Source organism: Streptomyces sp. NPDC032940, assembly GCF_040636935.1.
Classification (GTDB): domain Bacteria; phylum Actinomycetota; class Actinomycetes; order Streptomycetales; family Streptomycetaceae; genus Streptomyces.
Window position 1 is genome coordinate 1 of sequence record NZ_JBEZVJ010000026.1, and the last position, 26,398, is coordinate 26,398.

Consider the following 26,398-nt stretch of genomic DNA (forward strand, 5'->3'; position numbering starts at 1 on the left):
CGAGGCGCGCAGCGCGGTGTGCAGCACGGCGCGGTCCTCGGTGATGTTGATCCGCTCACCGCGGAACATGGCGTCGCGCAGCCCGAACACGTCGGTGGCCGAGGCCAGTTCGCGCAGCAGGGCCAGGGTCTCGTCGGTGATCAGGTGCTTGGAGTAGTCGATGCGCAGGTCACCCACGCGCACGACGTACCGCTCGGCCCGTCCCGGGTCCCGGTCGAACAGCTCGCGCAGGTCCGGGCGCGCGAGCGCCTCGGCACGGTGGTCCTTCAGCGCCGTCCACTCGGGCCGGTCGGTGAGCTCGGGGATGTCAGACATGGACGGGCTTCTCCTTCTCGGCCTCGCCGCGCAGGGCGATGGCGTACATCTCGTCGGCGTCGAGGCGCCTGAGCTCCTCGGCGATGAGTTCGGAGGTGGGGCGGACCTTCAGCGCGAGCGAACGCGGCGGCTGGTCCGGCAGGGTGAGGGTGGCGAGCGGGCCCTCGGGCCGGTCGATGACGATCTCGCCGTTCGCGGTGCCCAGGCGGACGGCCGTGACGACCGGCCCGTCGGTGACCACCCGGTCGACCCGCACGTGCAGCCGGGCCTCCAGCCAGCGGGCCAGCAGCTCGGCGGCCGGGTTGTCGGCCTCGGCCTCCACGACCGCGGAGGTCACCGGCACCCGGGCCTGGTCCAGCGCGGCGGCCAGCATGGAGCGCCACAGCGTCAGCCGGGTCCAGGCGAGGTCGGTGTCGCCGGGCGCGTAGGACCGGACCCGCTTCTCCAGGGTCTCCATCGGCCGCTCGACCGCGTACAGGTCGGTGATGCGGCGCTGGGCCAGCGCGCCCAGCGGGTCCTTCGCGGGGTTGTCCGGCGCCTCCACCGGCCACCACACGACGACCGGGGCGTCCGGCAGCAGCAGCGGCAGCACGACCGAGTCGGCGTGCTCGGACACCTCGCCGTACATGCGCAGCACGACCGTCTCGCCGGTGCCGGCCTCCGAGCCGACCCGGACCTCGGCGTCGAGGTGCGAGCGGGTGCGGTCGCGCAGGTTGCGGGCGTGCCGCTTGATGACGACCAGCGTCCGCGAGGGGTGCTCGTGCGAGGCCTCCTCGGCGGCCTTCATCGAGTCGTAGGCGTTCTCCTCGTCCGTGACGATCACCATCGTCAGGACCATGCCCACGGCCGGGCTGCCGATGGCGCGGCGCCCCTGCACCAGTGCCTTGTTGATCTTGCTTGCCGTGGTGTCGGTCAGGTCGATCCTCATGGCCTGCGCCAGCTCCGTCCGTCTCGTGCGAGCATCTCGTCGGCTTCCCGGGGGCCCCAGCCGCCCGAGGCGTACTGCGCGGGCCTGCCGTGCGTGGCCCAGTACTCCTCGATCGGATCGAGGATCCGCCAGGACTCTTCCACTTCCTGGTGACGGGGGAACAGGTTGGCGTCGCCCAGAAGGACGTCCAGGATCAGCCGTTCGTACGCCTCCGGGCTCGACTCCGTGAAGGACTCGCCGTACGCGAAGTCCATGGACACGTCCCGGATCTCCATCGACGTGCCCGGCACCTTCGAGCCGAACCGCACCGTCATGCCCTCGTCGGGCTGGACGCGGATGACGATCGCGTTCTCGCCCAGCTCCTCCGTCGCGGTGGAGTCGAAGGGGGAGTGCGGGGCGCGCTGGAAGACGACCGCGATCTCGGTGACCCGGCGGCCCAGGCGCTTGCCGGTGCGCAGGTAGAAGGGGACGCCCGCCCAGCGGCGGTTGTCGATGCCCAGCTTGATCGCGGCGTAGGTGTCGGTCGTGGAGGCCGGGTCGATGCCCTCCTCCTCCAGATAACCGGGCACCTTCGCGCCGCCCTGCCAGCCGCCCGCGTACTGCCCGCGCACGGTGTGCTCGCCGAGTTCGTCCGGCAGCCGCACCGCCCGCAGCACCTTCAGCTTCTCGGTGAGCAGCGACGCCGCGTCGAAGGAGGCGGGCTCCTCCATCGCGGTCAGCGCGAGCAGCTGGAGCAGGTGGTTCTGGATGACGTCGCGGGCGGCGCCGATGCCGTCGTAGTAGCCGGCCCGGCCGCCGATGCCGATGTCCTCGGCCATGGTGATCTGCACGTGGTCCACGTAGGACCGGTTCCAGATCGGCTCGTACATCTGGTTGGCGAAGCGCAGCGCCAGGATGTTCTGGACGGTCTCCTTGCCCAGGTAGTGGTCGATGCGGAAGACCTGCTCCGGGTCGAATACGTCGTGCACGAGCGCGTTAAGGTCGCGGGCGCTGGCCAGGTCGTGGCCGAACGGCTTCTCGATGACCGCGCGGCGCCACGAGCCCTCGGGGGCGTCGGCCAGCCCGTGCTTCTTGAGCTGCTGGACGACCTTCGGGAAGAACTTCGGCGGCACCGACAGGTAGAAGGCGTAGTTGCCGCTGGTGCCGCGGGAGGCGTCCAGGTCCTCGACGGCCTTGCGCAGCTGTTCGAACGCCTCGTCGTCGTCGAAGTCGCCGGGGATGAAGCGCATGCCCTCGGCGAGCTGCTGCCAGACCTCCTCGCGGAACGGCGTGCGCGCGTACTCCTTGACGGCGTCGTGCACCACCTCGGCGAAGTCCTGGTTCTCCCAGTCGCGGCGCGCGAAGCCGACCAGCGAGAAGCCCGGCGGCAGCAGACCCCGGTTGGCGAGGTCGTACACGGCCGGCATCAGCTTCTTGCGGGACAGGTCGCCGGTGACGCCGAAGATGACCAGGCCGGAGGGGCCCGCGATGCGCGGGAGGCGGCGGTCGCGCGGATCGCGCAGGGGATTGCTCCAGTCGAGGGGCGCCACGGGCTCCACGGCGTCCTCGTCCGCCTTGCCGGCCTTCGCCTTCCCGGCGGCGCGGGACGCCCCGGACTTCTTCGCGGACCGGGCGGACCCGCCCCGCGCGGCGGCCTTCGGGGCCCCGGCCGTCCGGGACCCGCCGGTCTCCCCGGACGCCGGCTCCCCGGCGGCCTCCCGGGACGCCTGCGCCTCCTTGGCCTCCTTCGTCGCCTTGGTCTCGTGGACCGTCGTAGCGGGAAGGTCCTCGCTCATTCCCCGTCAACTCCCTTGCTGTTGAGGGACTTCGTCACGGCGTCGAGCAGGTCCTGCCAGGCCGCCTCGAACTTCGCGACGCCCTCCTGCTCCAGCTGCTCCACCACCTCGTCGTACGAGATGCCGAGCCGCTCCACGGCCGCGAGGTCGGCCCGGGCCTGGGCGTACCCACCGGTGACCGTGTCGCCCCGCACGTCGCCGTGATCGGCGGCGGCGTCCAGGGTGGCCTCCGGCATCGTGTTCACGGTGCCGGGAGCGACCAGCTCCTCCACGTACAGGGTGTCCCGATATGCGGGGTCCTTCACCCCGGTCGAGGCCCACAGGGGGCGCTGGACGTTGGCCCGGGCACCGGCGAGGGCGGTGAACCGGTCGCCCGCGAAGACCTCCTCGTACGCCTCGTACGCCAGTCGCGCGTTGGCCAGCGCCACCCTGCCCTTGAGGGCGAGGGCCTCGTCCGTGCCCAGCAGCGTCAGCCGCTTGTCGATCTCGCTGTCGACGCGGGAGACGAAGAAGGAGGCCACGGAGTGGATGCCCGACAGGCCGATGCCGGCCGCCCGCGCCTTCTCCAGCCCGGCGAGGTAGGCGTCCATGACCTCGCGGTAGCGCTCCAGCGAGAAGATCAGTGTGACGTTGACGCTGATGCCCGCGCCGACGACCTCGGTGATCGCCGGGAGGCCGGCCTTGGTCGCCGGGATCTTGATCATCACGTTGGGGCGGTCGACCAGCCAGGCCAGCTGCCGGGCCTCGGCGATCGTGGCCGTCGTGTCGTGCGCCAGGCGGGGGTCGACCTCGATGGAGACCCGGCCGTCCCGGCCGCCGGTGGCGTCGTACACCCCGCGCAGCACGTCGGCGGCGGCGCGGACGTCGGCGGTGGTCATCATGCGGACCGCCTCGTCGACGGTGACGCCCCGGGTCGCGAGGTCCGCGAGCTGCTCCTCGTAGCCCTCGCCGGAGCCGATGGCGGCCTGGAAGATCGACGGGTTGGTGGTGACGCCGACGACGTTCTTCGTGGCGATCAGCTCGGCGAGGTTGCCGGACTCGATCCGCCGCCGCGACAGGTCGTCCAGCCAGATGGAGACGCCCGCCTCGGACAGGCGTCGCAGGGCTCCCGCGGGCGCGGTTGCTTCGGTCACAGTGATCATCTTCTCTTTCTGCGGTTCTTCCGGCGTGCGGATCCGGCCGGCTCAGCCGCGGACGGCGGCCAGGGACTCCCGGGCGGCGGCGGTGACGTGCTCGGCGGTGAAGCCGAACTCGGTGAACAGGGTCTTGGCGTCGGCGGAGGCACCGAAGTGCTCCAGGGAGACGATGCGGCCCGCGTCGCCGACGAAGCGGTACCAGGTCAGGCCGATCCCGGCCTCCACGGCCACCCGCGCCTTCACCGACGGCGGCAGCACCCGGTCGCGGTACTCGCGGGGCTGCTCCTCGAACCACTCCACGCACGGCATCGACACCACCCGCGCGGGGGTGCCCTCCGCCTCCAGCGCCTCCCGGGCGGCCACGGCGAGCTGCACCTCGGAGCCGGTGGCGATCAGGATCACGTCCGGGGTGCCGGTGGAGGCCTCCTCCAGGACGTAGCCGCCGCGGGCGGCGTCCGGGTTCGGCTCGTACACCGGCAGGCCCTGGCGGCTCAGCGCGAGGCCGTGCGGGGCCGGGGCGGTGGAGTGGCGCCGGAGGATCTCGGCCCACGCGACGGCCGTCTCGTTGGCGTCCGCCGGGCGGACGACGTTGAGGCCGGGGACGGCGCGCAGCGAGGCCAGGTGCTCGACCGGCTGGTGGGTCGGTCCGTCCTCGCCCAGGCCGATGGAGTCGTGCGTCCACACGTACGTCACCGGCAGCTGCATCAGCGCGGACATCCGCACCGCGTTGCGCATGTAGTCGGAGAACACCAGGAAGGTGCCGCCGTAGACGCGGGTGTTGCCGTGCAGCGCGATGCCGTTCATCTCCGCGGCCATCGAGAACTCGCGGATGCCGAAGTGCACGGTGCGCCCGTACGGGTCGGCCTCGGGCAACGGGTTGCCCGCCGGGAGGAAGGACGACGTCTTGTCGATCGTGGTGTTGTTCGAGCCGGCCAGGTCGGCGGAGCCGCCCCACAGCTCGGGCAGGACCGGGCCGAGGGCCTGGAGCACCTTGCCGGACGCGGCGCGGGTGGCGACCGACTTCCCGGGCTCGAACACCGGCAGCGCGTCCTGCCAGCCCTCGGGCAGCCGGCCCGCGACGACCCGGTCGAACAGCCGGGCGCGGTCCGGCTGGGCGCCGCGCCACGCGTCGAGCTCCTTGTCCCACGCGGCGTGCGCCTCCGCGCCCCGGTCCAGGGCCGCGCGGGTGTGGGTGAGGACCTCGTCGGCGACCTCGAAGCTCCTCTCCGGGTCGAAGCCGAGGACGCGCTTGGTGGCGGCGACCTCGTCCGCGCCGAGGGCGGAGCCGTGGGAGGCCTCGGTGTTCTGCGCGTTCGGGGCGGGCCAGGCGATGATCGTGCGCATGGCGATGATGGAGGGGCGGCCGGTCTCGGCCTTCGCCGCCGTCAGCGCCGCGTACAGGGCGTGCACGTCGACGTCGCCGTTCCCGGCGGGCTCGATGCGCTGCACGTGCCAGCCGTAGGCCTCGTACCGCTTCAGCACGTCCTCCGAGAACGCGGTCGCGGTGTCGCCCTCGATGGAGATGTGGTTGTCGTCGTACAGGAAGACCAGGTTGCCCAGCTTCTGGTGGCCGGCGAGCGACGACGCCTCGGCGGAGACGCCCTCCTGGAGGTCCCCGTCGGAGACGATCGCCCAGATGGTGTGGTCGAAGGGGGACTCCCCCCGGGGGGCCTCGGGGTCGAACAGGCCGCGTTCGTAGCGGGCGGCCATCGCCATGCCCACCGCGTTGGCGACGCCCTGGCCGAGCGGGCCGGTGGTGGTCTCCACACCCGCGGTGTGCCCGTACTCCGGGTGGCCCGGCGTCTTCGAGCCCTGCGTGCGGAACGCCTTGAGGTCCTCCAGCTCCAGCTCGTACCCGGCGAGGTAGAGCTGGGTGTAGAGGGTCAGCGAGGTGTGGCCGGGGGACAGGACGAATCGGTCACGGCCGGCCCACTCCGGGTCCGCGGGGTCGTGCCGCATCACCTTCTGAAAGATCGTGTACGCCGCCGGGGCGAGGGCCATCGCCGTGCCCGGGTGGCCGTTCCCCACCTTCTGCACCGCATCGGCCGCCAGAACACGGGCGGTGTCGACGGCACGCCGGTCGAGTTCGGTCCATTCGAAGCGGTCCGGGGTCTGCGTGCTCATCTTCAAGAAATCCTCGATGGGAGCGGAGTGACTGGTCTGACGTGTTCAAACTTAAAAGTCTGACTTTTGAGAGTGAAGGTCGAGGTGTGCCAGCCTGTGGTGAAACTGGGACACGGCCCGGCGGCACGGCGCACGGGCGGCACGGCGCGAGAAGGACATGGCGGACGAACACACGCAACACGGCGACGGTGACGGGATCAGAACCTTCCCCTTCCCGGTCGATCTCAGCCTCCTCGGCGTCGGCATGCAGGTCGGCCCCATGGGCGCCGGCCGCACCTGGCACGCGCACGCCCCGCTGCACCGCGTGCACCGCATCGACTTCCACGTCGTCATGCTCTTCACCGGCGGACCGGTCCGTCACATGATCGACTTCGCCGAGTACGAGGCGACGGCCGGCGATCTGCTGTGGATCCGTCCCGGCCAGGTCCACCGCTTCTCGCCCGACAGCGAGTACCGCGGAACGGTGCTGACCATGCAGCCCGGCTTCCTGCCCCGCGCCACCGTGGAGGCCACCGGCCTCTACCGCTACGACCTGCCGCCCCTGCTCCGTCCCGACGAGGCCCGGCTCGCCGCGCTGACCGCCTCGCTCGACCAGCTGCGACGGGAGTACGAGGACGCCACGACCCTCCCGCTCAGCCTGCACACCGCCGTACTGCGCCACACGCTCACCGCGTTCCTGCTGCGCCTCGCCCATCTCGCCGCCGGCGCGGCCCAGGAGGCCCGGCAGGGGCGCGGGCAGGCCGACGCGCCGGGGGACACCACCTTCACGCTCTTCCGGAACGCGGTCGAACGGGACTTCGCCACCAACCACAGCGTCAGCGCCTACGCCGACGCGCTCGGTTACTCCCGCCGCACCCTCGTGCGCGCGGTGCGCGCCGCGACCGGCGAGACGCCCAAGGGCTTCATCGACAAACGGGTGGTGCTGGAGGCCAAGCGGCTCCTCGCCCACACCGACATGCCGATCGGCCGGGTCGGGGCGGCGGTCGGCTTCCCGGACGCCGCGAACTTCTCCAAGTTCTTCCAGCAGCACACCGACCTGACCCCGGCGGCCTTCCGGGCGGAGCTGCGCTGAGAGTCACGCCGCTGGGTGCCGGGACACAGCACCCACGTAGCTGCGGGCAGTCGTGCCTCCCCCAGTGCCCAACGGCCTGGGAGGTACCCCCAGGGGCGATGGGGGTCCCCCCGCGCATGGGGGTCCCCCCGCGCGAGCGAAGCCGGGCGTGGGGGAGAAGCCGAGAGTGGGTGAGGGTGGGCGCAGCGGCACCCGGCAGCGCCGGCCCACGCCACCCACCTCCGTCCCGCCGCAGGCCGGGCACCCGGCAGCGCCGGCCCACGCGCCCCAACCCGCAGCCCCACGCCGGGCACTCCGCAGCGCCGGCCCACGCGCCCCAACCCGCAGCCCCACGCCGGGGACTCCGCAGCGCCGGCCCACGCGCCAACCAGCAGCCCCACGCCGGGCACTCCGCAGCACCGGCCCACGCGCCCCAACCCCCGCCCACCACACGACAGACCGTGCCATGATCGGCGCCAGACGGACGAGCCGCGACGAAAGGCACCGGCATGAGGCTGACGATTCTGGGCGGCGGCGGCTTCCGGGTCCCGCTCGTGTACGGTGCGCTCCTCGCCGACCGCGCCGAGGGGCGCGTCACCCGCGTCGTCCTGCACGATCTGGACCCCGACCGCCTCTCCGCCGTGACCCGCGTGCTCGCCGAGCAGGCCGCCGGGGTGCCGGACGCCCCCGAGGTGACCGCCACGACCGACCTGGACGAGGCCCTGCGCGGCGCCGACTTCGTGTTCTCCGCGATCCGCGTCGGCGGCCTCCAGGGCCGCGCGGACGACGAACGGGTCGCCCTCGCCGAGGACGTCCTCGGCCAGGAGACGGTCGGTGCGGGCGGCATCGCGTACGGGCTGCGCACCGTCCCGGTCGCCGTCGACATCGCGCGCCGCGTGGCCCGGCTGGCGCCCGACGCCTGGGTCATCAACTTCACCAACCCGGCCGGCCTGGTCACCGAGGCCATGTCCCGGCATCTCGGGGACCGCGTCATCGGCATCTGCGACTCCCCGGTCGGCCTCGGCCGCCGCATCGCCCGCGTGCTCGGCGCCGATCCGCAGGAGGCCTGGATCGACTACGTCGGCCTCAACCACCTCGGCTGGGTCCGCGGACTGCGCGTCGCCGGCCGCGACCAGCTCCCGCGCCTGCTCGCCGACCCCGTCCTGCTCGGCTCCTTCGAGGAGGGCCGGCTCTTCGGCGCCGAGTGGCTGCGCTCGCTGGGCGCCGTCCCCAACGAGTACCTGCACTACTACTACTTCAACCGGGAGGCCGTACGCGCCTACCAGGAGGCGGAACGCACCCGGGGCGCGTTCCTGCGGGACCAGCAGGCCCGTTTCTACGAGGAGATGCGCCGCCCCGGCACCCCCGCCCTCGCCGCCTGGGACCGCACCCGCGCCGAGCGCGAGGCCACCTACATGGCCGAGAACCGGGAGGCGGCCGGCGCCGGGGAGCGCGAGGCGGACGACCTGTCCGGCGGCTACGAGAAGGTGGCCCTGGCCCTGATGCGGGCCGTCGCCCGCGACGAACGCGCGGTCCTCATCCTGAACGTCCGCAACCGCGGCACCCTGTCCGCCCTCGACGCCGAAGCCGTGATCGAGGTGCCGTGCGTGGTCGACGCGAGCGGCGCCCACCCGGTGACCGCCGACCCGCTGCCGGGACACGCCACCGGGCTGGTCTGCGCCGTCAAGGCCGTCGAGCGGGAGATCCTGGAGGCGGCCGCCACCGGCTCACGCGCCACGGCCGTCAAGGCCTTCTCCCTGCACCCGCTCGTCGACTCGGTGAACGTCGCCCGCCGCCTCGTCGACGGCTACACCGCCGTCCACCCCGGCCTGGCCTACCTGAGGTGACGCGCCGGGGGGCGGCCGGACCGGCCTTGTCCGCCGTCGCCGGATGTGATCTCTTGGTGTCGAACATGAGTATGACGGGTCCTCGGGCCCGGACACGGGTGGCGTACTCGGAGGGGGAGAGCGGGAGATGACGTCCGCGGCCGGTGGTTCCGGACAGGTGTGGGCCATCAGCGACCTGCACATCGGCTACGCGGAGAACCGCGACCTGGTCGAGAAGATGCGTCCCGAGTCGGACGACGACTGGCTGCTGGTCGCCGGGGACGTGGCGGAGACGGTGGACGACGTCCGCTGGGCCCTGCGCACGCTCGCCGGCCGCTTCTCCAAGGTCGTCTGGGTCCCCGGCAACCACGAACTGTGGACCCACCCGAAGGACAGCGTCACCCTGCGCGGCGTCGCCCGCTACGAACACCTCGTCGAGATGTGCCGCGAGCTCGGCGTGACCACGCCCGAGGACCCCTACCCCGTCTGGCACGGCGCCGGCGGACCGGTGGTCGTCGCCCCCCTCTTCCTGCTCTACGACTACTCGTTCCTGCCGGCCGGCTGTGCCACCAAGGACGAGGGGCTGAAGTACGCCCACGGCACCGGAGTCGTCTGCAACGACGAGTTCCTGCTGCACCCCGACCCCTACCCGAGCCGGGAGGCGTGGTGCCGGGCACGGGTCGAGGAGACCGCACGCAGGCTCGCCGCGCTGCCCGACGACGTGCCGACCGTCCTGGTCAACCACTACCCGCTGGACCGGCACCCCACCGAGGTCCTGTGGTACCCCGAGTTCGCCATGTGGTGCGGCACCCGGCTGACCGCCGACTGGCACCGCCGGTTCCGGGTCGACACCATGGTCTACGGCCATCTGCACATCCCGCGGACCACCTGGCACGAAGGCGTCCGCTTCGAGGAAGTCTCGGTCGGCTACCCACGCGAGTGGCGCAGACGAGAACAGCCGCCCGGACGGCTGCGGCGCATCCTGCCCGGAGAGGACGACGCCCGTTGATCGAGGAACTGCTGCCCGACACCGTCGTCGCCGTGGAGGCCCACGGCAGGGACGACGCCGGACACACCCCCCTCCACCCGGAGGAGGAGCCGCTCGTGGCCAGGGCGGTGGCCAAGCGGCGCCGCGAATTCACCGTCGTACGCTCCTGCGCCCGCCGGGCCATGGAGAAGCTCGGTGTGCCCCCGGGGCCCGTCCTGCCCGGAGAACGCGGCGCACCCCGCTGGCCCGACGGTCTCGTGGGCAGCATGACCCACTGCGACGGCTACTGCGCCGCCGCCCTGGCCCGCGCCGGCGATCTGGCCTCCCTCGGCATCGACGCCGAACCCGACGGCCCGCTGCCCGAGGGCGTGCTGGCCGCCGTGTCGCTGCCCGGCGAGGCGGAGCGGCTGCGCCGGCTGGCCGGGCAGCGTCCCGGCATCCACTGGGAGCGGCTGCTGTTCAGCGCCAAGGAGTCCGTCTACAAGGCGTGGTTCCCCCTGACCGGGCGGTGGCTCGACTTCTCGGAGGCCGACATCGAGATCACCGTGGATCCCGACGACGGCCGCCGCGGCCGGCTGCACGCCGCGCTCCTGGTGCCGGGGCCGGTGGTGGGCGGGCGCCGGCTGGCCCGCTTCGAGGGCCGCTGGGCCGCCCGGCAGGGCCTGGTCGCGACGGCCGTCACGGTCCCGCACGCCGCCTGACGGCGCGCCCCGCGGGACCGGCTCCCCGGGCTCGGGTCACGGGGCCCGGGTCATCGGGCCCGGCTCGTCACCGGTGCGGTGGGCACCAGCTCCCCACCAGCCGGAAGAAGGCGTCCTCGTTCCCGGCCAGGCCGGCGGCCTCGAGCGCCTGCTCCGCCTCGGTGAGCACGGAGGGCGGGACGCAGGGCGGGCCGCCCTCCGTGTCGAAGCCGGCCCGGACGGTGTGCAGGAGGCGCAGATAGGCCTGGACGGCGGTGCGCTCGCGGTCGGTCAGCACGGCGGTGGTCATCGGTCGGCTCTCCCCACAACGACGTCGGCGGTCACGCGCCCCCGCACCGCGGTGGCGCACTTCCACCAGCTTGCCGTGCACCACTGACAATCCCGCCGAGCCGCGCTCCGGAACCTGTCGCTCCGTCAGCCCGCGAGCGCTGTCGGGCCCGTGTGCCCCGTCAGTCCGCGTGCCCCCGTCAGTCCGCGTGCCCCGTCAGTCCGTGTGCGCCCGTCACGACTCGGGCCGCTTGACGCTCTCCAGGAGCATGTCCAGCCATTCCGCGACCTTGTCCCGGTGCTGGTCGGTGGGCAGTTGGGCGGCCCGCCAGGCGATTCCCCGCACGCCGTGGTCCTGGAGCAGCCGCTCCAGCGGATCGTCGGCGGCGTCCGCCGCCGCCCGCTCACGGTCGGCGAGCTGCTGGAGCAGTTCCTGCTCGGTGTGCTGGAGGGCGCCGACGAGCGCCTCGGGGTCCTCGGCGGTGAGGAAGCCCGCGTGCACGCCGAAGAAGCGCTGGATGGCGTCGCAGTGCTCCATGGTCGGCCGCCGGTCGCCGTTGATGAGGGCGCCGGCCTGCTGCCGTGACATGCCCGCGCCGTCGGCGATCTCCTGCTGGGTGTACTTGCGGCCGTTGGGCTTGAGCCGGGTGCGGCGCAGCAGGTCCAGCCGCTGCACGAACCGTGCCTGCACATCGGGCTCGCCCGAGGGCCGGCCGCTCAGCAGGGCACCCACCACGGGCTCGGGGACCCCGGATGCGACGGAGAGGACGCCGACGTCGAAGACCTCGGCATGCGGCACGCCGAGCCGGTCCGCGAGCGCGGTGACGCGGGCGACCACGGCCGGCAGCGCGGCCGTCGGACTGGCACCCTGAGCCTCGAAGCCACCGGTCACCGACAGATCTCCTACGTCTCTCGCCCTCACAGGCTTCTCACAAGCGGTAGCCGTGAACTTCCCGGAGAGTAGCCTGCCGCTCGAACTCACATCCAGGTCTCGCCACAACTGTGGCCTATTTCAGCCGTCAACAGGCACGAAATGCCACGATAGTTGACACACCTCGCGTCGGGGCAGCAGGATCGGGACGCCGCGAGAAGGCCGCATAGGCAAGAGGGGTGACCTCCCGATGGCATTTCAGGCAGGAGGGCAGCGGCCGGCACCGCGGCCCGTCCCCGCGACCCCCGACGCCCAGGCGTATCTCCAGGACTACGCAGGTCTTCTGGAGGCCGTCCCCTATCCGTCCCTCGTCGTCGACCACCGCTGGGACGTGGTCCTCACCAACGGCGCCTTCCGGACACTCTTCCGGGGCGTGGGCCCCCACCCGACGGCCATGCCGGCCGACAACTTCCTCCGGTTCGTCCTCTTCCACCCGGACGCGTCCGCGGTGCTCGCGGACCACGAGGCGAGCTGGTGCCTGCCGCTGCTGGCGCAGTTCGCCGCCGCCCTGGAGACGTACGGACACGACGCCGGGCTGCAGGCCGTCCGCCGCGACATCGCCCAGGACCCGATCATGGAGGCCGCCTACCGGCAGGGCCTGCCGCACTGGGTCCGCGTCGTGGGCGTGGAGGCCGTCGAGCACGACGGCGCCGTACGGCCGCTGCACCACCCCGATCCCCGCTGGGGCGACACCGAGTGCCGCGTCGTCGTCGAGACGCCCAGGTCGCTGGAGGAACTCGGCTACACCCGGCTGACCCTGGTCCTGCGCGAGACGCGCCGCACCCCGCACCGGCCCGGCCGCGCCCGGCGCCCCGCCACCCACCTGAGGGTCGTCCCCGCGACCGACTGAGCGCGTCGGGCCGTGCCCGGCGCAGCACCGGAAAGTCCGCTGCGGCACCGTTCCCGTCCCGTGTGATGTGTGACATAGTACTGGCGTGATCGAGTCGCCGACCTGCGATGTCGTAGTGGTCGGGGCCGGCATGGTGGGCGCCGCATGTGCCTGGTTCGCCGCCCGCGCCGGGCTCGACGTGAGGGTGGTGGACCGCGGCCCGGTGGCCGGCGGCACCACGGGAGCGGGGGAGGGGAACCTCCTCGTCTCCGACAAGGAACCCGGACCGGAGCTGGAACTCGCCCTGCTCTCCGCCCGGTTGTGGACCCGGCTGGCCGGTGAGCTGGGCCGGGCCGTCGAGTACGAGGCCAAGGGCGGTCTCGTCGTCGCCGGCACCCCCGGGGCGCTGACCGGCCTGGAGGACTTCGCCGCGGGCCAGCGGGCGGCCGGCGTGGCGGCCGTGCCCGTCCCCGCGGACCGGCTGCACGACCTGGAACCTCATCTCGCCCCCGGCCTCGCGGGCGCCGTGCACTATCCGCAGGACGCCCAGGTCATGCCCGCCCTGGCCGCGGCGCACCTGCTGCGCGCGTCCGGCGCCCGGCTGCACACCGGCCGCGCGGTGACCGGCGTGCTGCGCGGCCCGGACGGCGCCGTCCGCGGGGTGCGCACGGACCGGGGCGAGCTGCACGCCCCGGCGGTCGTCAACGCGGCCGGCCCCTGGGGCGGCGAGGTGGCGGCCCTGGCCGGGGTACGGCTGCCGGTGCTGCCCCGGCGGGGCCACGTCCTGGTCACCGAGCCGCTGCCGCGCCGGGTGCGGCACAAGGTGTACGCCGCCGACTATGTCGCCGACGTCGCCAGCGACTCGGCGGACCTCCAGACCTCCCCGGTGGTGGAGGGCACTGCCGCCGGGCCCGTCCTCATCGGCGCCAGCCGCGAACGGGTCGGCTTCGACCGGTCGCTGTCGCTCCCGGCGCTGCGCGCACTGGCGGCCGGCGCGACGCGCCTGTTCCCGTTCCTCGCCGAGGTGCGGGCCATGCGGACGTACACCGGTTTCCGGCCGTATCTGCCGGACCACCTGCCCGCGATCGGCCCCGACCCGCGGGTGCCCGGTCTGCTGCACGCCTGCGGTCACGAGGGCGCCGGTATCGGCCTGTCCACCGGCACCGGACAGCTGATCGCCCAGGTGCTGTGCGGCGAGCGGCCCGCCCTCGACCTCACCCCGTTCCGCCCCGACCGCTTCGCCGAGGAGGCCGCGTGATCTTCCGCCGAGAAAGGCGTACGAACCCGCTCCGCCTGGTCCGCGCCGAGCCCCGGCCCGCCCGCACGGTCACCTTCGACGGCCGGGAGATCGAGGCGCTGCCCGGCCGGACCGTCGCCGCGGTGCTCTGGACGGCCGGCATCACCTCCTGGCGCACCACCCGGGGCGCGGGCCGCCCCCGCGGGGTGTTCTGCGGGATCGGTGTGTGCTTCGACTGCCTGGTCACGGTCAACGGCCGCCCCAACCAGCGGGCCTGCCTGGTGCCCGCACGGCCGGGCGACGTGATCCGCAGCCAGGAGGGGACCGGACATGCGGACTGAACTCGCCGTGATCGGCGCGGGACCCGCCGGGCTCGCCGCGGCGCTGGCCGCGTCCGCGCGCGGCGTCAGGGTCACGGTGGTCGACGGGGCGGCGGAGCCGGGCGGCCAGTACTACCGGCAGCCCGCCCGCGCACTCGGCGCCCGGCGCCCCGAGGTCCTCCACCACCAGTGGCGCACCTGGGAGCGGCTGCGCGACGGACTCGCCGCGAGCGACGTGCGTGTTCTGTCGGAGCATCAGGTGTGGTTCGTGGAGCGGGACTCCGGCGCCTTCACCGTGCACGCCCTGTGCGGTCCCGGCGAGGACGAACCGGTCGCCGTGCGAGCCGACGCCGTCCTGCTCGCCACCGGCGGATACGAGTACGTCCTGCCCTTCCCCGGCTGGACCCTGCCCGGCGTCCTCACGGCCGGGGGCGCCCAGGCCATGCTCAAGGGCGCCCTGGTGGTGCCGGGCCGGACCGCCGTCGTCGCCGGCACCGGGCCGCTGCTGCTCCCCGTGGCGACCGCACTCGCGGGGGCCGGCGTGCGGGTGGCGGCGCTCGTCGAGTCGGCCGCGCCGGGACACGTCGCCCGCCACGCCCGCGCGCTGGCCGGAAAGCTCCCCGAGGGCGCCGGGTACGCGGCCCGGCTGCTGCGCCACCGCGTGCGCACGCTCACCCGGCACACCGTCGTCCGCGCGCACGGCGGCGACCGGCTCACCGGCGTCACCGTCGCCGCCCTCGACGCCGACGGCCGCACCCGGACCGGCACCGAACGGCACCTGCCCTGCGACACCCTGGCCGTCGGCCACGGCATGCTCCCGCACACCGACCTCGCCGACGGCCTCGGCTGCGAGCAGGACGGGACGACGCCGGCCGTCGACGGCGAGCAGCGCACCAGCGTGCCGGGGGTGTGGGCGGCCGGTGAGGCCACCGGCATCGGTGGCGCGGGCCTCGCGCTCGCCGAGGGCCACATCGCCGGCCGCTCGATCGCCGCCCGGCTGCGCGGCACCGCACCCGACCCGGCCGGATGGGCGCCGGCCGCCCGGACGCGCGAGGCGCTGCGGACGTCGGCAGCCGCCCTCGACGCCGCCTTCGCGCCGCCCGCGCACTGGACCGACCACGTCACCGACGACACCGTCGTCTGCCGCTGCGAGGAGGTCACGGCCGGCGCCGTCCGCGAGGCCGTCGGCCACCTCGGCGCGGGCGACGTCCGCACCGTGAAACTGCTGACCCGCGCCGGGATGGGCTGGTGCCAGGGACGGATGTGCGCCCCCGCCGTCGCCGGCCTCACCGGATGCGGACCCACCCCGTCCCGGCGACCGTTCGCCCGCCCCGTACCCCTCGGCGTCCTCGCGCGACCACAGCCCGAACCCCCGGAGGAAGGACACCCATGACCGACCACCGCCCCTGGCGCGGCGTGCTCGTCGCCACCGCGCTCCCGCTGACCGACGACCTCCGCGTGGACTTCGACGCCTACGCCGAGCACTGCTCCTGGCTCGTGGCGAACGGCTGCGACGGCGTCGTCCCCAACGGCTCGCTCGGCGAGTACCAGGTGCTCACCCCCGAGGAGCGGACCCGCGTCGTCGAGACCGCCGTCGCCGCGATCGGCGGGCAGCGGGTGATGCCGGGCGTCGCCGCCTACGGGTCCGCCGAGGCCCGCCGCTGGGCCGAGCAGGCCCGGGAGGCCGGCTGCGGCGCCGTCATGCTCCTGCCGCCCAACGCCTACCGCGCCGACGAGCGTTCCGTCCTCGCCCACTATGCCGAGGTCGCGAAGGCCGGCCTTCCCGTCGTCGCCTACAACAACCCCGTCGACACCAAGGTCGACCTGGTGCCCGAACTGCTCGCCCGGCTGCACGGCGAGGGACACGTCCGGGCCGTCAAGGAGTTCTCCGGCGACGTCCGCCGCGCCTACCGCATCGCCGAACTCGCCCCCGACCTCGACCTGCTGACCGGCGCCGACGACGTCCTGCTGGAACTGTCGCTCGCCGGCGCCAAGGGCTGGATCGCCGGATACCCCAACGCCCTGCCCGCCCCCTGCGTGGAGCTGTACCGCGCCGCGACGACCGGCGACCTGGCCACCGCCCGGCGGCTGTACCGGCAGCTGCACCCCCTGCTGCGCTGGGACTCGCGGGTCGAGTTCGTCCAGGCCATCAAGCTGTCCATGGACATCGCGGGCCGCCACGGCGGCGCGTGCCGCCCGCCCCGCGTGCCGCTCCTGCCCGAGCAGGAGACCGCCGTCCGCGCCGCCACCGAGAAGGCCCTCGCGGCCGGACCGGCCTGAGGGGGGCGGATGCGCAGCAGACTCGTCCTGCACGCCGTCGACTCGCACACCGAGGGCATGCCCACCCGCGTGATCACCGGCGGCATCGGCACCCTCCCGGGCGCGACCATGAACGAACGGCGGCTGTACTTCCGCGAGCACCGCGACGACGTCAAGCGGCTGCTGATGAACGAACCGCGCGGACACTCCGCCATGAGCGGCGCCGTCCTCCAGCCGCCCACCCGGCCCGACTGCGACTGGGGCGTCGTCTACATCGAGGTCTCCGGCTACCTCCCCATGTGCGGCCACGGCACGATCGGCGTGGCGACCGTCCTCGTGGAGACCGGCATGGTCGAGGTGACCGAACCCGTCACCACCATCCGCCTCGACACCCCCGCGGGCCTCGTCGTCGCCGAAGTGGCCGTCCAGGACGGCGCGGCCAAGGCCGTGACCCTGCGCAACGTGCCGTCCTTCGCCGTCGCCCTCGACCGCGAGGCGACCCTGCCCGACGGCCGGACGGTCACGTACGACCTCGCCTACGGCGGCAACTTCTACGCCATCCTGCCGCTGGAACAGTTCGGACTGCCCTTCGACCGCTCCCGCAAGGACGACATCCTCGCCGCCGGTCTGTCCCTGATGGAGGCCATCGACAAGGAGGCGGAGCCCGTCCACCCCGAGGACCCCTCCATCCACGGCTGCCACCACGTCCAGGTGACCGCGCCCGGCGCCACCGCCCGCCACTCGCCGCACGCCATGGTGATCCACCCCGGCTGGTTCGACCGCTCGCCCTGCGGCACCGGCACCAGCGCCCGCATGGCCCAGCTGCACGCCCGCGGCGAACTCCCGCTGCACACCGAGTTCGTGAACGAGTCCTTCATCGGCACCCGGTTCACCGGCCGACTGCTCGGCACCACCGAGGTCGCCGGGCACCCGGCCGTCCTGCCCAGCTTCACCGGCCGCGCCTGGATCACCGGCACCGCCCAGTACCTGCTGGACCCGGAGGACCCCTTCCCGGCAGGCTTCGTCCTGTGAACGCCGTCAGCACGGGCACCGGCCCGTCCCTGCCCCACCTGGGCGGCCGCAGACCCAGCCACCGCGAGCGGGTCGCCGACGCGCTGCGGGCCGCGCTCATCGCCGGCGAACTGCGGCCCGGCGAGGTGTACTCGGCGCCCGGCCTCGCCGCCCGCTTCGGCGTCTCCGCGACGCCCGTGCGCGAGGCGCTGCTCGACCTCGCCAAGGAGGGGCTGGTCGACACCGTCCCCAACAAGGGGTTCCGGGTCACCGCCGTCTCCGACCGGCAGCTCGACGAGTACACCCACATCCGCTCGCTCATCGAGATCCCCACCACCGCCGCCCTGGCCGCCACCGCCGACCCGGTCGCCCTCGAGGCGCTCCGCCCGGCCGCCGAGGAGATCGTCGCGGCGGCGGTGGCCGGCGACCTCATCGCCTACGTCGAGGCCGACCTGCGCTTCCACCTCGGCCTGCTCGCCCTCGCGGGCAACGGGCATCTGGTGGAGGTCGTACGGGACCTGCGCCGCCGCTCCCGGCTGTACGGGCTGACGGCGCTGGTGGAGCAGGGGCGCCTGGAGGCGTCGGCCCAGGAGCACCTGGAGATCCTCGACGCGCTGCTCGCCCGGGACGAGCGGGCGGTGCGGGACGTGATGGCCCGGCACCTCGGACACATACGGGGCCTGTGGGCCGGCGCATGACACCGTTACGCAAACGGCTTGCGTAACTTGCGCTACGCTTGCGCGCATGACGCGACGACTTGCCGAGGTGGCCAGGAAGGTCGGGGTCAGCGAGGCCACGGTCAGCCGGGTGCTCAACAACAAACCCGGAGTCTCCGAGGCCACCCGGCAGTCGGTCCTCACCGCCCTGGACGTGCTCGGCTACGAGCGGCCCACCCAACTGCGCGGCGAGCGGGCCCGGCTGGTCGGCCTCGTCCTGCCCGAACTCCAGAACCCGATCTTCCCGGCCTTCGCCGAGGTCATCGGCGGAGCCCTGGCCCAGCTCGGCCTCACACCGGTGCTGTGCACCCAGACCAAGGGCGGCGTCTCGGAGGCCGACTACGTCGACCTGCTGCTGCAACAGCAGGTCTCCGGGGTGGTGTTCGCCGGCGGACTGTACGCGCAGGCCGACGCGCCCCACGACCACTACGAGCGGCTCGCCGAACGCAGCATCCCCGTCGTCCTGGTCAACGCCGGCATCGAGCACCTGGGCTTCCCCGGCGTCTCCTGCGACGACGCGGTGGCCGTGGAGCAGGCCTGGCGGCACCTCGCCTCGCTCGGCCACGAGCGCATCGGCCTCGTGCTCGGTCCCGGCGACCACATGCCCTCCGGCCGCAAGCTGGCCGCCGCCCGGTCCTTCGGGGAGGTGCCGGACGAGTACGTCGCACGCGCCATGTTCTCCATCGAGGGCGGCCACGCGGCGGCCTCCCGCCTCATCGACCGCGGCGTCACCGGCTTCATCTGCGCCAGCGACCCCCTGGCCCTCGGCGTCGTACGGGCCGCCCGGCGCAGGGGCCTCGACGTGCCGTCACGCATCTCCGTCGTCGGCTACGACGACTCCGCGCTGATGAACTGCACCGAGCCGCCCCTCACCACCGTCCGGCAGCCCATCGAGGCCATGGGCCGGGCCGTCGTGGAGCTGCTGAACGCACAGATCAACGGCAGCTCCGTCGCCGCAGAGGAACTGCTCTTCGAACCCGAACTGGTGGTGCGGGGCTCGACCGCGCAAGCGCCTCGCCCCTGAGCCGCCGCCCGCGACCTCAACCCGCGGCCTCCGCCGGCGCCCGGAGCGCGCCGGGGACTGTCGGTGGGTGCCCCTAGTCTTCGATCGACGTCACGGCGTGGCGCGCCGATCGGGGCCGCCGGGGGTCCGCCGTGCCGGATCCGGCTGGGAAGGGACGAGACAGCGATGGGCTGGCTGGCAGCGGGCGACACCTACGAGGTCGCACTGGTGGAGGGGCGGGTGATGGCCCGGTCCGCGTCGGGTGAGTCACCGGACGAGCGGGTGCGAGAGGTCCCGGCGGAGCTACGGGACCACCCCGAGGTGAGCGGACTCGAGCGGTTCGCCGAGTGGCTCGACCGGCACGCGGCCGAGTGCACGGCACAGGTCACCCACTGGATGGTGTCCTCACTGCCGGTCCCGGCCGTGCTGCTGGCTCGGGTCTGGCCCGACGAGGCATGGCGGGCGGCGCTGCGGGACATCGTCGTCGTCGCGGACGGCCCGGAGACGGCCGGATTCCTGCGGGACGCGGACGACTCGGGCGCGCTGCGGGTGCTGACCGCCGACGGCGAGACCATCCGCCTGGCACCGCGCACGGTGACCATGCCGCACCCTGTCCTCCTCGCGCGCCTCGGCGAACTGCGCACCCTCGCCGCCGAGTCGGGGCTGACCCAGGGCGTCGACCAGCTCCACCGCGCCGTCTGGCACAAGCCCGACGGGATCGACCCCGCCGCCACCGCGGTGACCCGGTACGCGGGGGCCGAGTACCGCTCGTGGTACCGCCTCTCCGCCCGCGCCACCTCGCTCGGCTACCGGGTATCCGGCATGAACGCCGTCGACCGGATCCGGGACGCCGGACGGATCTTCACCGCCTCGGTCGGCATCGGTGACCCGTACACCGAGGAGAAGGCCTGGACAGGCCGCCTGACCTGGCGCGACGAGGACGGGTACCACGCGCTCCCGCTGACCGACGTCGGCCCCGTGGCCTGGTCCGAGGGCATGCGCATGGCCGCGGCCCTGCACGCGGGCGGCACGGCGGACACGGACGACGGCAAGTGAACGGCGCATGCACCCCGGGGAAAGGCACCCACCTCATGAACGACGCGACGACACCGGGCGGGGCGACGGCACGGACGGAGGAACTGCTGCGCGCCGGAGCCGTGCTGCCGCCGGGCACCACCGGCGTCGGCGACCGCGCCGTGCCCGTGGTCACCCAGGCCTACCGGCACCCCGGCCTCGACGGCCGGACCGTGGTCCGCCTCACCACCGCGGAACAGGGCGTGGAGCCGGGCAGCGGGTTCCTCGGCCTCGAAGCCGAGGGCGAGCCGGTGGAGGTCGGCCTCGGCCGGCCCCGGGCCATGGGCTTCCCCGAATGGGTCCTGGTCCGGCACCCCTCGGACGGCCACCTGGCCATGTCCGTGGTCGAGGAGATGAACAAGGTGGCGCGGACGGTGCGATCGCGGCCGAAGAGGGCCCGCGCCGCCTACGAGTCCATCGGAGAGCGGCTCGCCGGCTCCGTCCCGCACTTCCTGCCGACCTTCTACGAGCAGGCCGGCCGGGTCTTCCTGGCCGCCGGCGAGAAGGCCTACGCCGCCCAGATGTTCGTCGACGCGCGCAAGGCCGAGACGGCGCACGCGCTGCCCTTCGACGAGGCCCGCATGGACGCGGTGTTCCTCGAGTTCGCCGTGGCCGACGCCGTCCCGACGAAGATCCTCTCCGGCTATGCCAAGGGACTGGCGCCGAGGGTGCCGGCCGCCACGGCCTTCCGGCATCTGCGTGGCCTCTTCGTGCGGCTCGCGTCGCACGGTGTGCCGCCGTCCAGCCCGGGCGCGGGCGACCTGCGCAGACTGGCGAAGGCCGTCGCGGGCAAGGACGCGCTCGCCGAGGAGATGGCCTACCTGCGCGAGATGCTGCCGCTGCCCGGCACGGCCAGGGCCCCGCTCGGCTGGTGGAAGGCGCACCGCCCCGCGCTGCTGGAGCTGGCCCGGCAGGAGCCGGCGGTCCGCGGCACCCTGCTGGCGGTGCTGCCCACGGAGTGGGAGCAGCAGGAACTGCCCCAGTGGCTGGACCTGCATGCCGCAGATCGACGACAAGCGCCGGACGGTGCCCTCGGCGACGCTGAAGACCATCGGCGTGAAGGCGGCCGACGCCCGCGTGGCCAAGGACTGGCTGAGGGCCCTCGACATGGACGCCCTGCGGGCCGTCGTGGCGGCGCTGCTGCCCGTCGAACCGGCCCGGCTGTGGACGCACGGCCCCGAAACGGCCCGCGCCGCCGAGGTCTGGAACGAGCGCCTCGGCCGGCGCACCCCCCTTCCCGAGGAGGTGCTCCACGACGCGGTCCGCACGATCGAGCCCGTCGGATGGGCCCCGGCCGACGCCCTGCGAGGCTTCGTCGATCTCGCCACCGAGCCCCGGCTGACCCGCGATCTGACCTGGACCTTCGGCCGCTACGCGGTCGAGTCCGCCGAGCGGGCGCCCGGCTTCGCCAACGACACCCTCAAGGGTGCCGTGGCTCTGGCCGCGTGGCTCGCCCACCGCCTTCCGGCGGGCGACCCGGTCCGGGCCGCCCTGCCCGGCGTGCTGGCCGCGCTGTGTGAGCGGCTGGCCAACCCCGGGCTGCTGCTCGGGCTCGACAGGAGGGCGGACTGGGAGGCGTTCCGGCAGGCCGCCGGGGACCCCGACGAGACCGGCCAGGGTTTCGTGCGCCACGGCGCGCTCCTGTTCGGCACCGAGGGGCCCGCACCGGTCCCCGCTGTCCGGCCGGTACTTCTGGACACCACGGGCTTCGGCCCCGACCTGACGGCCCTGTTCACGGGCGCACGGCCGAACGCCCAGGAGGCCGCGCTGCGGCTGGTCCACGACGCGAGGTTCGCCGAGCTGCTCGCCGGCCCCGGCGACCCGGTGGCGGGCGGGCCCGACGCCGACGGGACGTGGTGGCCGCAGGACCCCGCCCGCTCGGTGCCCGACCTGGTCGCCGAGGTGGCCGGACGGCACGGCGTCGGCGAGGACGCCGCCGTCCTCTATCTGATGCTGCTCACCCTGCCCGACCCCACGGACCGCAACACCGCGCGCTGGACCGGCTGGGGCGGGCAACGCGGGGGAACCGCCCGGCTCCGTGCCGCCGGCGCCGAACTCGCCGCCACCGGCCTCGTGGTGGAGGGCAGCCGGCCCAAGGCGGGACGCTCGCTGTTCCTGCCCGGCGGCTGGATCCGGCCCGCGAACCCGCACCTCCCGCTGGAGCGGTGGAAGCTGCCGCTCTACGACCTGCTCGACGGCGAGACACCCGCCCTCGGCGTCGTCGTGCCCACACGGCCCGTCGCCGGTCTCTACCGCGAGGCCTGGCGGCGCGTCCAGGACGGCGACGGTCCACGCCTGGAGGAACCGGAGGTGCCGCGACCGCGCGGGCGCCGCCGCTGAGTTGTGTGGTGACGGCCGCCCCGCGCGGCCGTCACCGCGCCAGCTCCTTGTGCGCCGTCTCCGGAAGCCGCAGGTACACCAGCGAGGAGACCAGGCACAGCACGGCGACGTACCAGGGGAAGAGCCCCGCGTGCCCCATCTCCTTGAACAGCGTGCCCATGTACGGGGCGGTGCCGCCGAACAGGGCGACGGTGAGCGAGTACGGGAAGCCGATACCGGCCGCCCGCACCCGGGGCGGGAAGATCTCCGCGTTGACGGCCGCGCTGATCGAGGTGAAGCCCGTCAGCAGGATCATGCCGGCGCACTGCACCAGCAGCAGCACGGCGAACGAGTCGCGCAGGGCGTGCAGCAGCGGCACGCTCAGCAGGGCGAACCCCACGCCGAAGAACAGCAGCAGGGGACGGCGGCCGAAACCGTCGGAGAGCAGTCCGCCGAGCGGCTGGAGCAGCCCGAAGAACGCCAGCGAGATCGTGCCCGCGAGCAGCGCGTCCGACTTGTCCAGCCCCGTGTTGAGCTCGGCGTACATCGGCAGGTACGACGTCCAGGTGTAGTAGGCGATCGTGCCGCCCGCCGTGATGCCGCCGATCAGCAGCGACTCGCGCGGATGGCGGCGCAGCGCCTCGAACAGCCCCGGACGCGGCGCCCGTTGCTGCTCGGCGCTGCGGGTCTCCTGGGCGCCCTGCCGGATCCAGAAGCCGACGAGGCTGAGCACGGCCCCGAACACGAACGGCACCCGCCAGCCCCAGCCGTTCATCCGCTCCTCGCTCAGCGTGTCCACCAGCACCGTCGCGACACCGGAGGCGACGAGCTGCCCGGCTGTCGTCGAGACGTACTGGAAGCTGGAGAAGAGACCGCGCCTGCCGGGGCCCGCCGACTCCACCAGGAAGGTCGTCGACGCCGCGAACTCGCCGCCCACCGACAGCCCCTGGAGCAGTCGCGCCGCGACCAGCACCACCGGCGCCAGCACACCGGCCGTCGCGTAGGTCGGGGTCAGCCCGACCAGCAGGCTGCTGCCGCCCATCAGCAGGATGGTGACGGTCAGCGCGGCCCGCCGCCCGCGCCGGTCGGCGATCGCCCCCATCAGCAGCCCGCCGACCGGGCGCATGAAGAAGCCCACCGCGAACACAGCGAACGTGGACAGCAGCGGCACCAGCGAGTTGTCCGCACTGTCGGGGAAGACCTGGTCGGCGATGTAGGTGGCCAGGAACGTGTACGCGTACCAGTCGTACCACTCCACGGCGTTGCCCACCGAGGCGGCGAGGAGCTGGCGTACGGGCCGTCGGGTCGGCGGGGCGACCGTGTGCATGCCTGTCATGGTCGCGACCATCCCCGTCCGACGGGTCCGGCACACCCCCCGTACCGGCGACTTTCACATCAGCGCCACCAGACCCTTCCCTGACGTTTGATGCTCCTGGAACACTCGCTTCGCGCACATTCCGTCATCGGTCCGCCCCGGACCGGTACGGCCCCCCACTCCCGAGGCGAGAGGTCTCCCACCCCATGCCCGAAGTCAACCGGCGTCGTTTCCTCCAACTCGCGGGCGGAACCGCGGCGTTCAGCGCGCTGTCCGCGAGCATCGAGCGGGCCGCCGCACTCCCGGCGAACCACCGCGCGGGAAGCATCGAGGACGTCGAGCACATCGTGGTCCTGATGCAGGAGAACCGCTCCTTCGACCACTACTTCGGCGCGCTGCGCGGCGTCCGCGGCTTCGGCGACCCGCACCCGGTGACCCTGGACAGCGGCAAGTCGGTGTGGCACCAGACCAAGTCCGACGGCACCGAGGTGCTGCCCTTCCGGCCCGAGGCCGACGACCTCGGCATGCAGTTCCTCCAGGGCCTGCCGCACGGCTGGCCCGACGGGCAGGCGGCTTACCACAACGGCAAGTACGACCGCTGGCTGCCCGCCAAGGGCACCACCACCATGGCGTATCTGACCCGCGAGGACATCCCCTTCCACTACGCGCTCGCCGACACCTTCACCGTCTGCGACGCCTACCACTGCTCCTTCATCGGCTCCACCGACCCCAACCGCTACTACCTGTGGTCGGGTCACACCGGCAACGACGGCAAGGGCGGCGGCCCGGTCCTCGGCAACGACGAAGCCGGCTACGACTGGACGACGTACCCCGAGCGGCTGGAGGAGGCCGGGATCTCCTGGAAGATCTACCAGGACATCGGCGACGGCCTCGACGCGGCAGGCGGCTGGGGCTGGATCGACGACCCCTATCGCGGCAACTACGGCGACAACTCCCTGCTGTACTTCAACTCCTACCGGGGCGCCGAGCCCGGCGACCCGCTGTACGAGAAGGCCCGCACCGGCACCGACGCCAAGAGCGGCGAGGGCTACTTCGACCGGCTCCGCGCCGACGTCAAGGCCGGGAAGCTGCCGCAGATCTCCTGGATCGCCGCCCCCGAGGCCTTCTCCGAGCACGGCAACTGGCCCTCGAACTACGGCGCCTGGTACATCTCCCAGGTCCTGGACGCGCTCACCTCCGACCCGGCGGTGTGGGCGAGGACCGCCCTGTTCATCACCTACGACGAGAACGACGGCTTCTTCGACCACGTGGTGCCGCCGCTCCCGCCGAAGTCGGCCGCGCAGGGCCTGTCGACCGTCGACGTGTCCCTCGACGTCTTCAAGGGCAGCGCCACCCACACCGAGGGCTTCTACGGGCTCGGCCCCCGCGTGCCCATGCTGGTCGTCTCGCCCTGGAGCAAGGGCGGCTACGTCTGCTCCGAGACCTTCGACCACACCTCGGTCATCCGCTTCATGGAGCGCCGCTTCGGCGTGCGCGAGCCGAACATCTCGCCCTGGCGGCGCGCCGTCTGCGGCGACCTGACCTCCGCCTTCGACTTCTCCCGCCCGGACAGCCGCCCCGCACGGCTGCCGGACACCGACGCCTACGAGCCGCCGGACCGCGAACGCCATCCGGACTACCGCCCGACGCCCCCGGCGGACCCGGACATGCCCCGCCAGGAGCCCGGCACGCGTCCCGCACGCCCGCTGCGCTACGCCCCGCAGGTGGACGGCGCCGTGGACGCGGCGGCCGGGAAGTTCACGCTCACCTTCGCCTCCGGCGCCGGGGCCGGTGCGGCGTTCCTCGTCACCTCGGGCAACCGCGGCGACGGCCCGTGGACGTACACCACCGAGGCCGGCAAGAGCATCGCGGACACCTGGAACTCGGTGTACTCGGCCGGCGCGTACGACCTGACCGTGCACGGTCCGGCCGGCTTCCTGCGCGTCTTCCGGGGCGGGAACAAGACCGCCGGGCCCGAGGTCACCGCCCGGCACACCGGCGACGACGTCCGGCTGACCTTCACCAACGCCGGTTCCGGCACGGTCCGCCTGCGCATCACCGACGGCTACGGCGGCCCCGGCCGGACGGTCACCGTCCGCCCCGGCGCCACCGTGCGGCACACCGTCGACCTGGCGGCGAGCCGGCGCTGGTACGACCTCACCGTGACCGCCGACGGCGACCCGGCCTTCCTGCGGCGCTTCGCCGGGCACGTGGAGAACGGCCGGCCGGGAGTGAGCGACCCGGCGATCGCCACGGCGTAGGCACAGGGACGG

Annotated in this window: 22 protein-coding genes and 1 pseudogene; 15 read left to right on the top strand and 8 right to left on the bottom strand. The window is 73.6% G+C overall.

Features of this window, described 5'->3' with window-relative positions:
* The 5 genes and pseudogenes from AB0E77_RS26125 to tkt all read right to left on the bottom strand — a co-directional run.
* A pseudogene (locus AB0E77_RS26125) lies at positions 1-315 on the bottom strand (glucose-6-phosphate isomerase); the annotation flags it as partial.
* Positions 308-1,243, bottom strand: a complete 936-nt coding sequence (opcA, locus tag AB0E77_RS26130) for a glucose-6-phosphate dehydrogenase assembly protein OpcA (RefSeq protein WP_361574629.1) — start codon at positions 1,241-1,243, stop codon at positions 308-310. The gene opcA and the pseudogene AB0E77_RS26125, both read right to left, overlap by 8 nt.
* Positions 1,240-3,018 carry a glucose-6-phosphate dehydrogenase gene (gene zwf, locus AB0E77_RS26135; protein WP_361574632.1) on the bottom strand — a complete coding sequence of 593 codons (1,779 nt, stop codon included), beginning with the start codon at positions 3,016-3,018 and terminating at the stop codon, positions 1,240-1,242. The genes opcA and zwf overlap by 4 nt, the downstream gene beginning before the upstream one ends.
* Complete coding sequence (gene tal / locus AB0E77_RS26140) at positions 3,015-4,160, bottom strand: transaldolase (protein ID WP_361574635.1); 1,146 nt, start codon at positions 4,158-4,160, stop codon at positions 3,015-3,017. Before tal ends, zwf begins: the two co-directional genes overlap by 4 nt.
* Positions 4,161-4,202: 42 nt before the next feature.
* Entirely contained in the window at positions 4,203-6,278 is a 2,076-nt protein-coding gene (tkt, locus tag AB0E77_RS26145; RefSeq protein ID WP_361574638.1) for a transketolase, read from the bottom strand.
* Positions 6,279-6,435: 157 nt separating this feature from the next.
* On the opposite strand from tkt, the gene AB0E77_RS26150 reads away from it, so the two are divergent.
* The 4 genes from AB0E77_RS26150 to AB0E77_RS26165 all read left to right on the top strand — a co-directional run bounded on the left by AB0E77_RS26150 (position 6,436) and on the right by AB0E77_RS26165 (position 10,844).
* Positions 6,436-7,350, top strand: a complete 915-nt coding sequence (locus tag AB0E77_RS26150) for an AraC family transcriptional regulator (protein ID WP_361574641.1) — start codon at positions 6,436-6,438, stop codon at positions 7,348-7,350.
* A gap of 488 nt (positions 7,351-7,838) precedes the next feature.
* Positions 7,839-9,176, top strand: coding sequence for a 6-phospho-beta-glucosidase (locus AB0E77_RS26155; RefSeq protein WP_361574644.1), 1,338 nt, complete (start codon positions 7,839-7,841; stop codon positions 9,174-9,176).
* Between the two features lie 127 nt (positions 9,177-9,303).
* Positions 9,304-10,164, top strand: a complete 861-nt coding sequence (locus AB0E77_RS26160; RefSeq protein WP_361574647.1) for a metallophosphoesterase — start codon at positions 9,304-9,306, stop codon at positions 10,162-10,164.
* Positions 10,161-10,844: a 4'-phosphopantetheinyl transferase superfamily protein gene (locus AB0E77_RS26165; RefSeq protein ID WP_361574650.1), complete on the top strand. Its 684-nt coding sequence runs from the start codon at positions 10,161-10,163 to the stop codon at positions 10,842-10,844. The genes AB0E77_RS26160 and AB0E77_RS26165 overlap by 4 nt, the downstream gene beginning before the upstream one ends.
* 67 nt (positions 10,845-10,911) lie before the next feature.
* Here the strand turns inward: AB0E77_RS26165 and AB0E77_RS26170 are convergent, their stop codons facing one another.
* Both AB0E77_RS26170 and AB0E77_RS26175 read right to left on the bottom strand, forming a co-directional pair.
* Positions 10,912-11,133 carry a hypothetical protein gene (locus AB0E77_RS26170; RefSeq protein ID WP_361574653.1) on the bottom strand — a complete coding sequence of 74 codons (222 nt, stop codon included), beginning with the start codon at positions 11,131-11,133 and terminating at the stop codon, positions 10,912-10,914.
* A 213-nt stretch (positions 11,134-11,346) separates the two neighbouring features.
* Complete coding sequence (locus tag AB0E77_RS26175) at positions 11,347-12,003, bottom strand: helix-turn-helix transcriptional regulator (RefSeq protein WP_361574656.1); 657 nt, start codon at positions 12,001-12,003, stop codon at positions 11,347-11,349.
* 229 nt (positions 12,004-12,232) lie between these two features.
* Between AB0E77_RS26175 and AB0E77_RS26180 the strand changes: the two genes are divergently transcribed.
* From AB0E77_RS26180 to AB0E77_RS26225, 10 genes are all read left to right on the top strand, one after another.
* Entirely contained in the window at positions 12,233-12,892 is a 660-nt protein-coding gene (locus tag AB0E77_RS26180) for a hypothetical protein (protein WP_361574659.1), read from the top strand.
* Positions 12,893-12,977: 85 nt separating this feature from the next.
* A complete protein-coding gene (locus AB0E77_RS26185) occupies positions 12,978-14,129 on the top strand; it encodes an FAD-binding oxidoreductase (protein ID WP_361574662.1) in 1,152 nt (383 codons plus the stop codon).
* On the top strand, positions 14,126-14,449 hold the full coding sequence (locus AB0E77_RS26190) for a (2Fe-2S)-binding protein (protein WP_361574665.1): 324 nt from the start codon (positions 14,126-14,128) through the stop codon (positions 14,447-14,449). Before AB0E77_RS26185 ends, AB0E77_RS26190 begins: the two co-directional genes overlap by 4 nt.
* Positions 14,439-15,821: an FAD-dependent oxidoreductase gene (locus tag AB0E77_RS26195; protein WP_361574668.1), complete on the top strand. Its 1,383-nt coding sequence runs from the start codon at positions 14,439-14,441 to the stop codon at positions 15,819-15,821. The genes AB0E77_RS26190 and AB0E77_RS26195 overlap by 11 nt, the downstream gene beginning before the upstream one ends.
* Positions 15,818-16,708 (top strand): dihydrodipicolinate synthase family protein, encoded by an 891-nt coding sequence (locus AB0E77_RS26200; RefSeq protein ID WP_361574670.1) that lies wholly within the window; start codon positions 15,818-15,820, stop codon positions 16,706-16,708. The genes AB0E77_RS26195 and AB0E77_RS26200 overlap by 4 nt, the downstream gene beginning before the upstream one ends.
* Before the next feature lie 9 nt (positions 16,709-16,717).
* Complete coding sequence (locus AB0E77_RS26205) at positions 16,718-17,719, top strand: proline racemase family protein (protein ID WP_361574673.1); 1,002 nt, start codon at positions 16,718-16,720, stop codon at positions 17,717-17,719.
* Positions 17,716-18,396 (top strand): GntR family transcriptional regulator, encoded by a 681-nt coding sequence (locus AB0E77_RS26210; RefSeq protein ID WP_361574676.1) that lies wholly within the window; start codon positions 17,716-17,718, stop codon positions 18,394-18,396. Before AB0E77_RS26205 ends, AB0E77_RS26210 begins: the two co-directional genes overlap by 4 nt.
* 46 nt (positions 18,397-18,442) lie before the next feature.
* Positions 18,443-19,438: a LacI family DNA-binding transcriptional regulator gene (locus AB0E77_RS26215; protein ID WP_361574679.1), complete on the top strand. Its 996-nt coding sequence runs from the start codon at positions 18,443-18,445 to the stop codon at positions 19,436-19,438.
* 165 nt (positions 19,439-19,603) lie between these two features.
* Positions 19,604-20,473, top strand: coding sequence for a DUF4132 domain-containing protein (locus AB0E77_RS26220; RefSeq protein ID WP_361574682.1), 870 nt, complete (start codon positions 19,604-19,606; stop codon positions 20,471-20,473).
* Positions 20,474-21,487: 1,014 nt separating this feature from the next.
* Entirely contained in the window at positions 21,488-22,831 is a 1,344-nt protein-coding gene (locus tag AB0E77_RS26225) for a hypothetical protein (protein ID WP_361574684.1), read from the top strand.
* A 31-nt stretch (positions 22,832-22,862) separates the two neighbouring features.
* Here the strand turns inward: AB0E77_RS26225 and AB0E77_RS26230 are convergent, their stop codons facing one another.
* Entirely contained in the window at positions 22,863-24,158 is a 1,296-nt protein-coding gene (locus tag AB0E77_RS26230; protein ID WP_361574687.1) for an MFS transporter, read from the bottom strand.
* A 173-nt stretch (positions 24,159-24,331) separates the two neighbouring features.
* Here AB0E77_RS26230 and AB0E77_RS26235 point away from each other — a divergent pair, with 173 nt between their 5' ends.
* On the top strand, positions 24,332-26,386 hold the full coding sequence (locus AB0E77_RS26235; protein ID WP_361574689.1) for a phosphocholine-specific phospholipase C: 2,055 nt from the start codon (positions 24,332-24,334) through the stop codon (positions 26,384-26,386).
* Positions 26,387-26,398 lie beyond the last annotated feature (12 nt).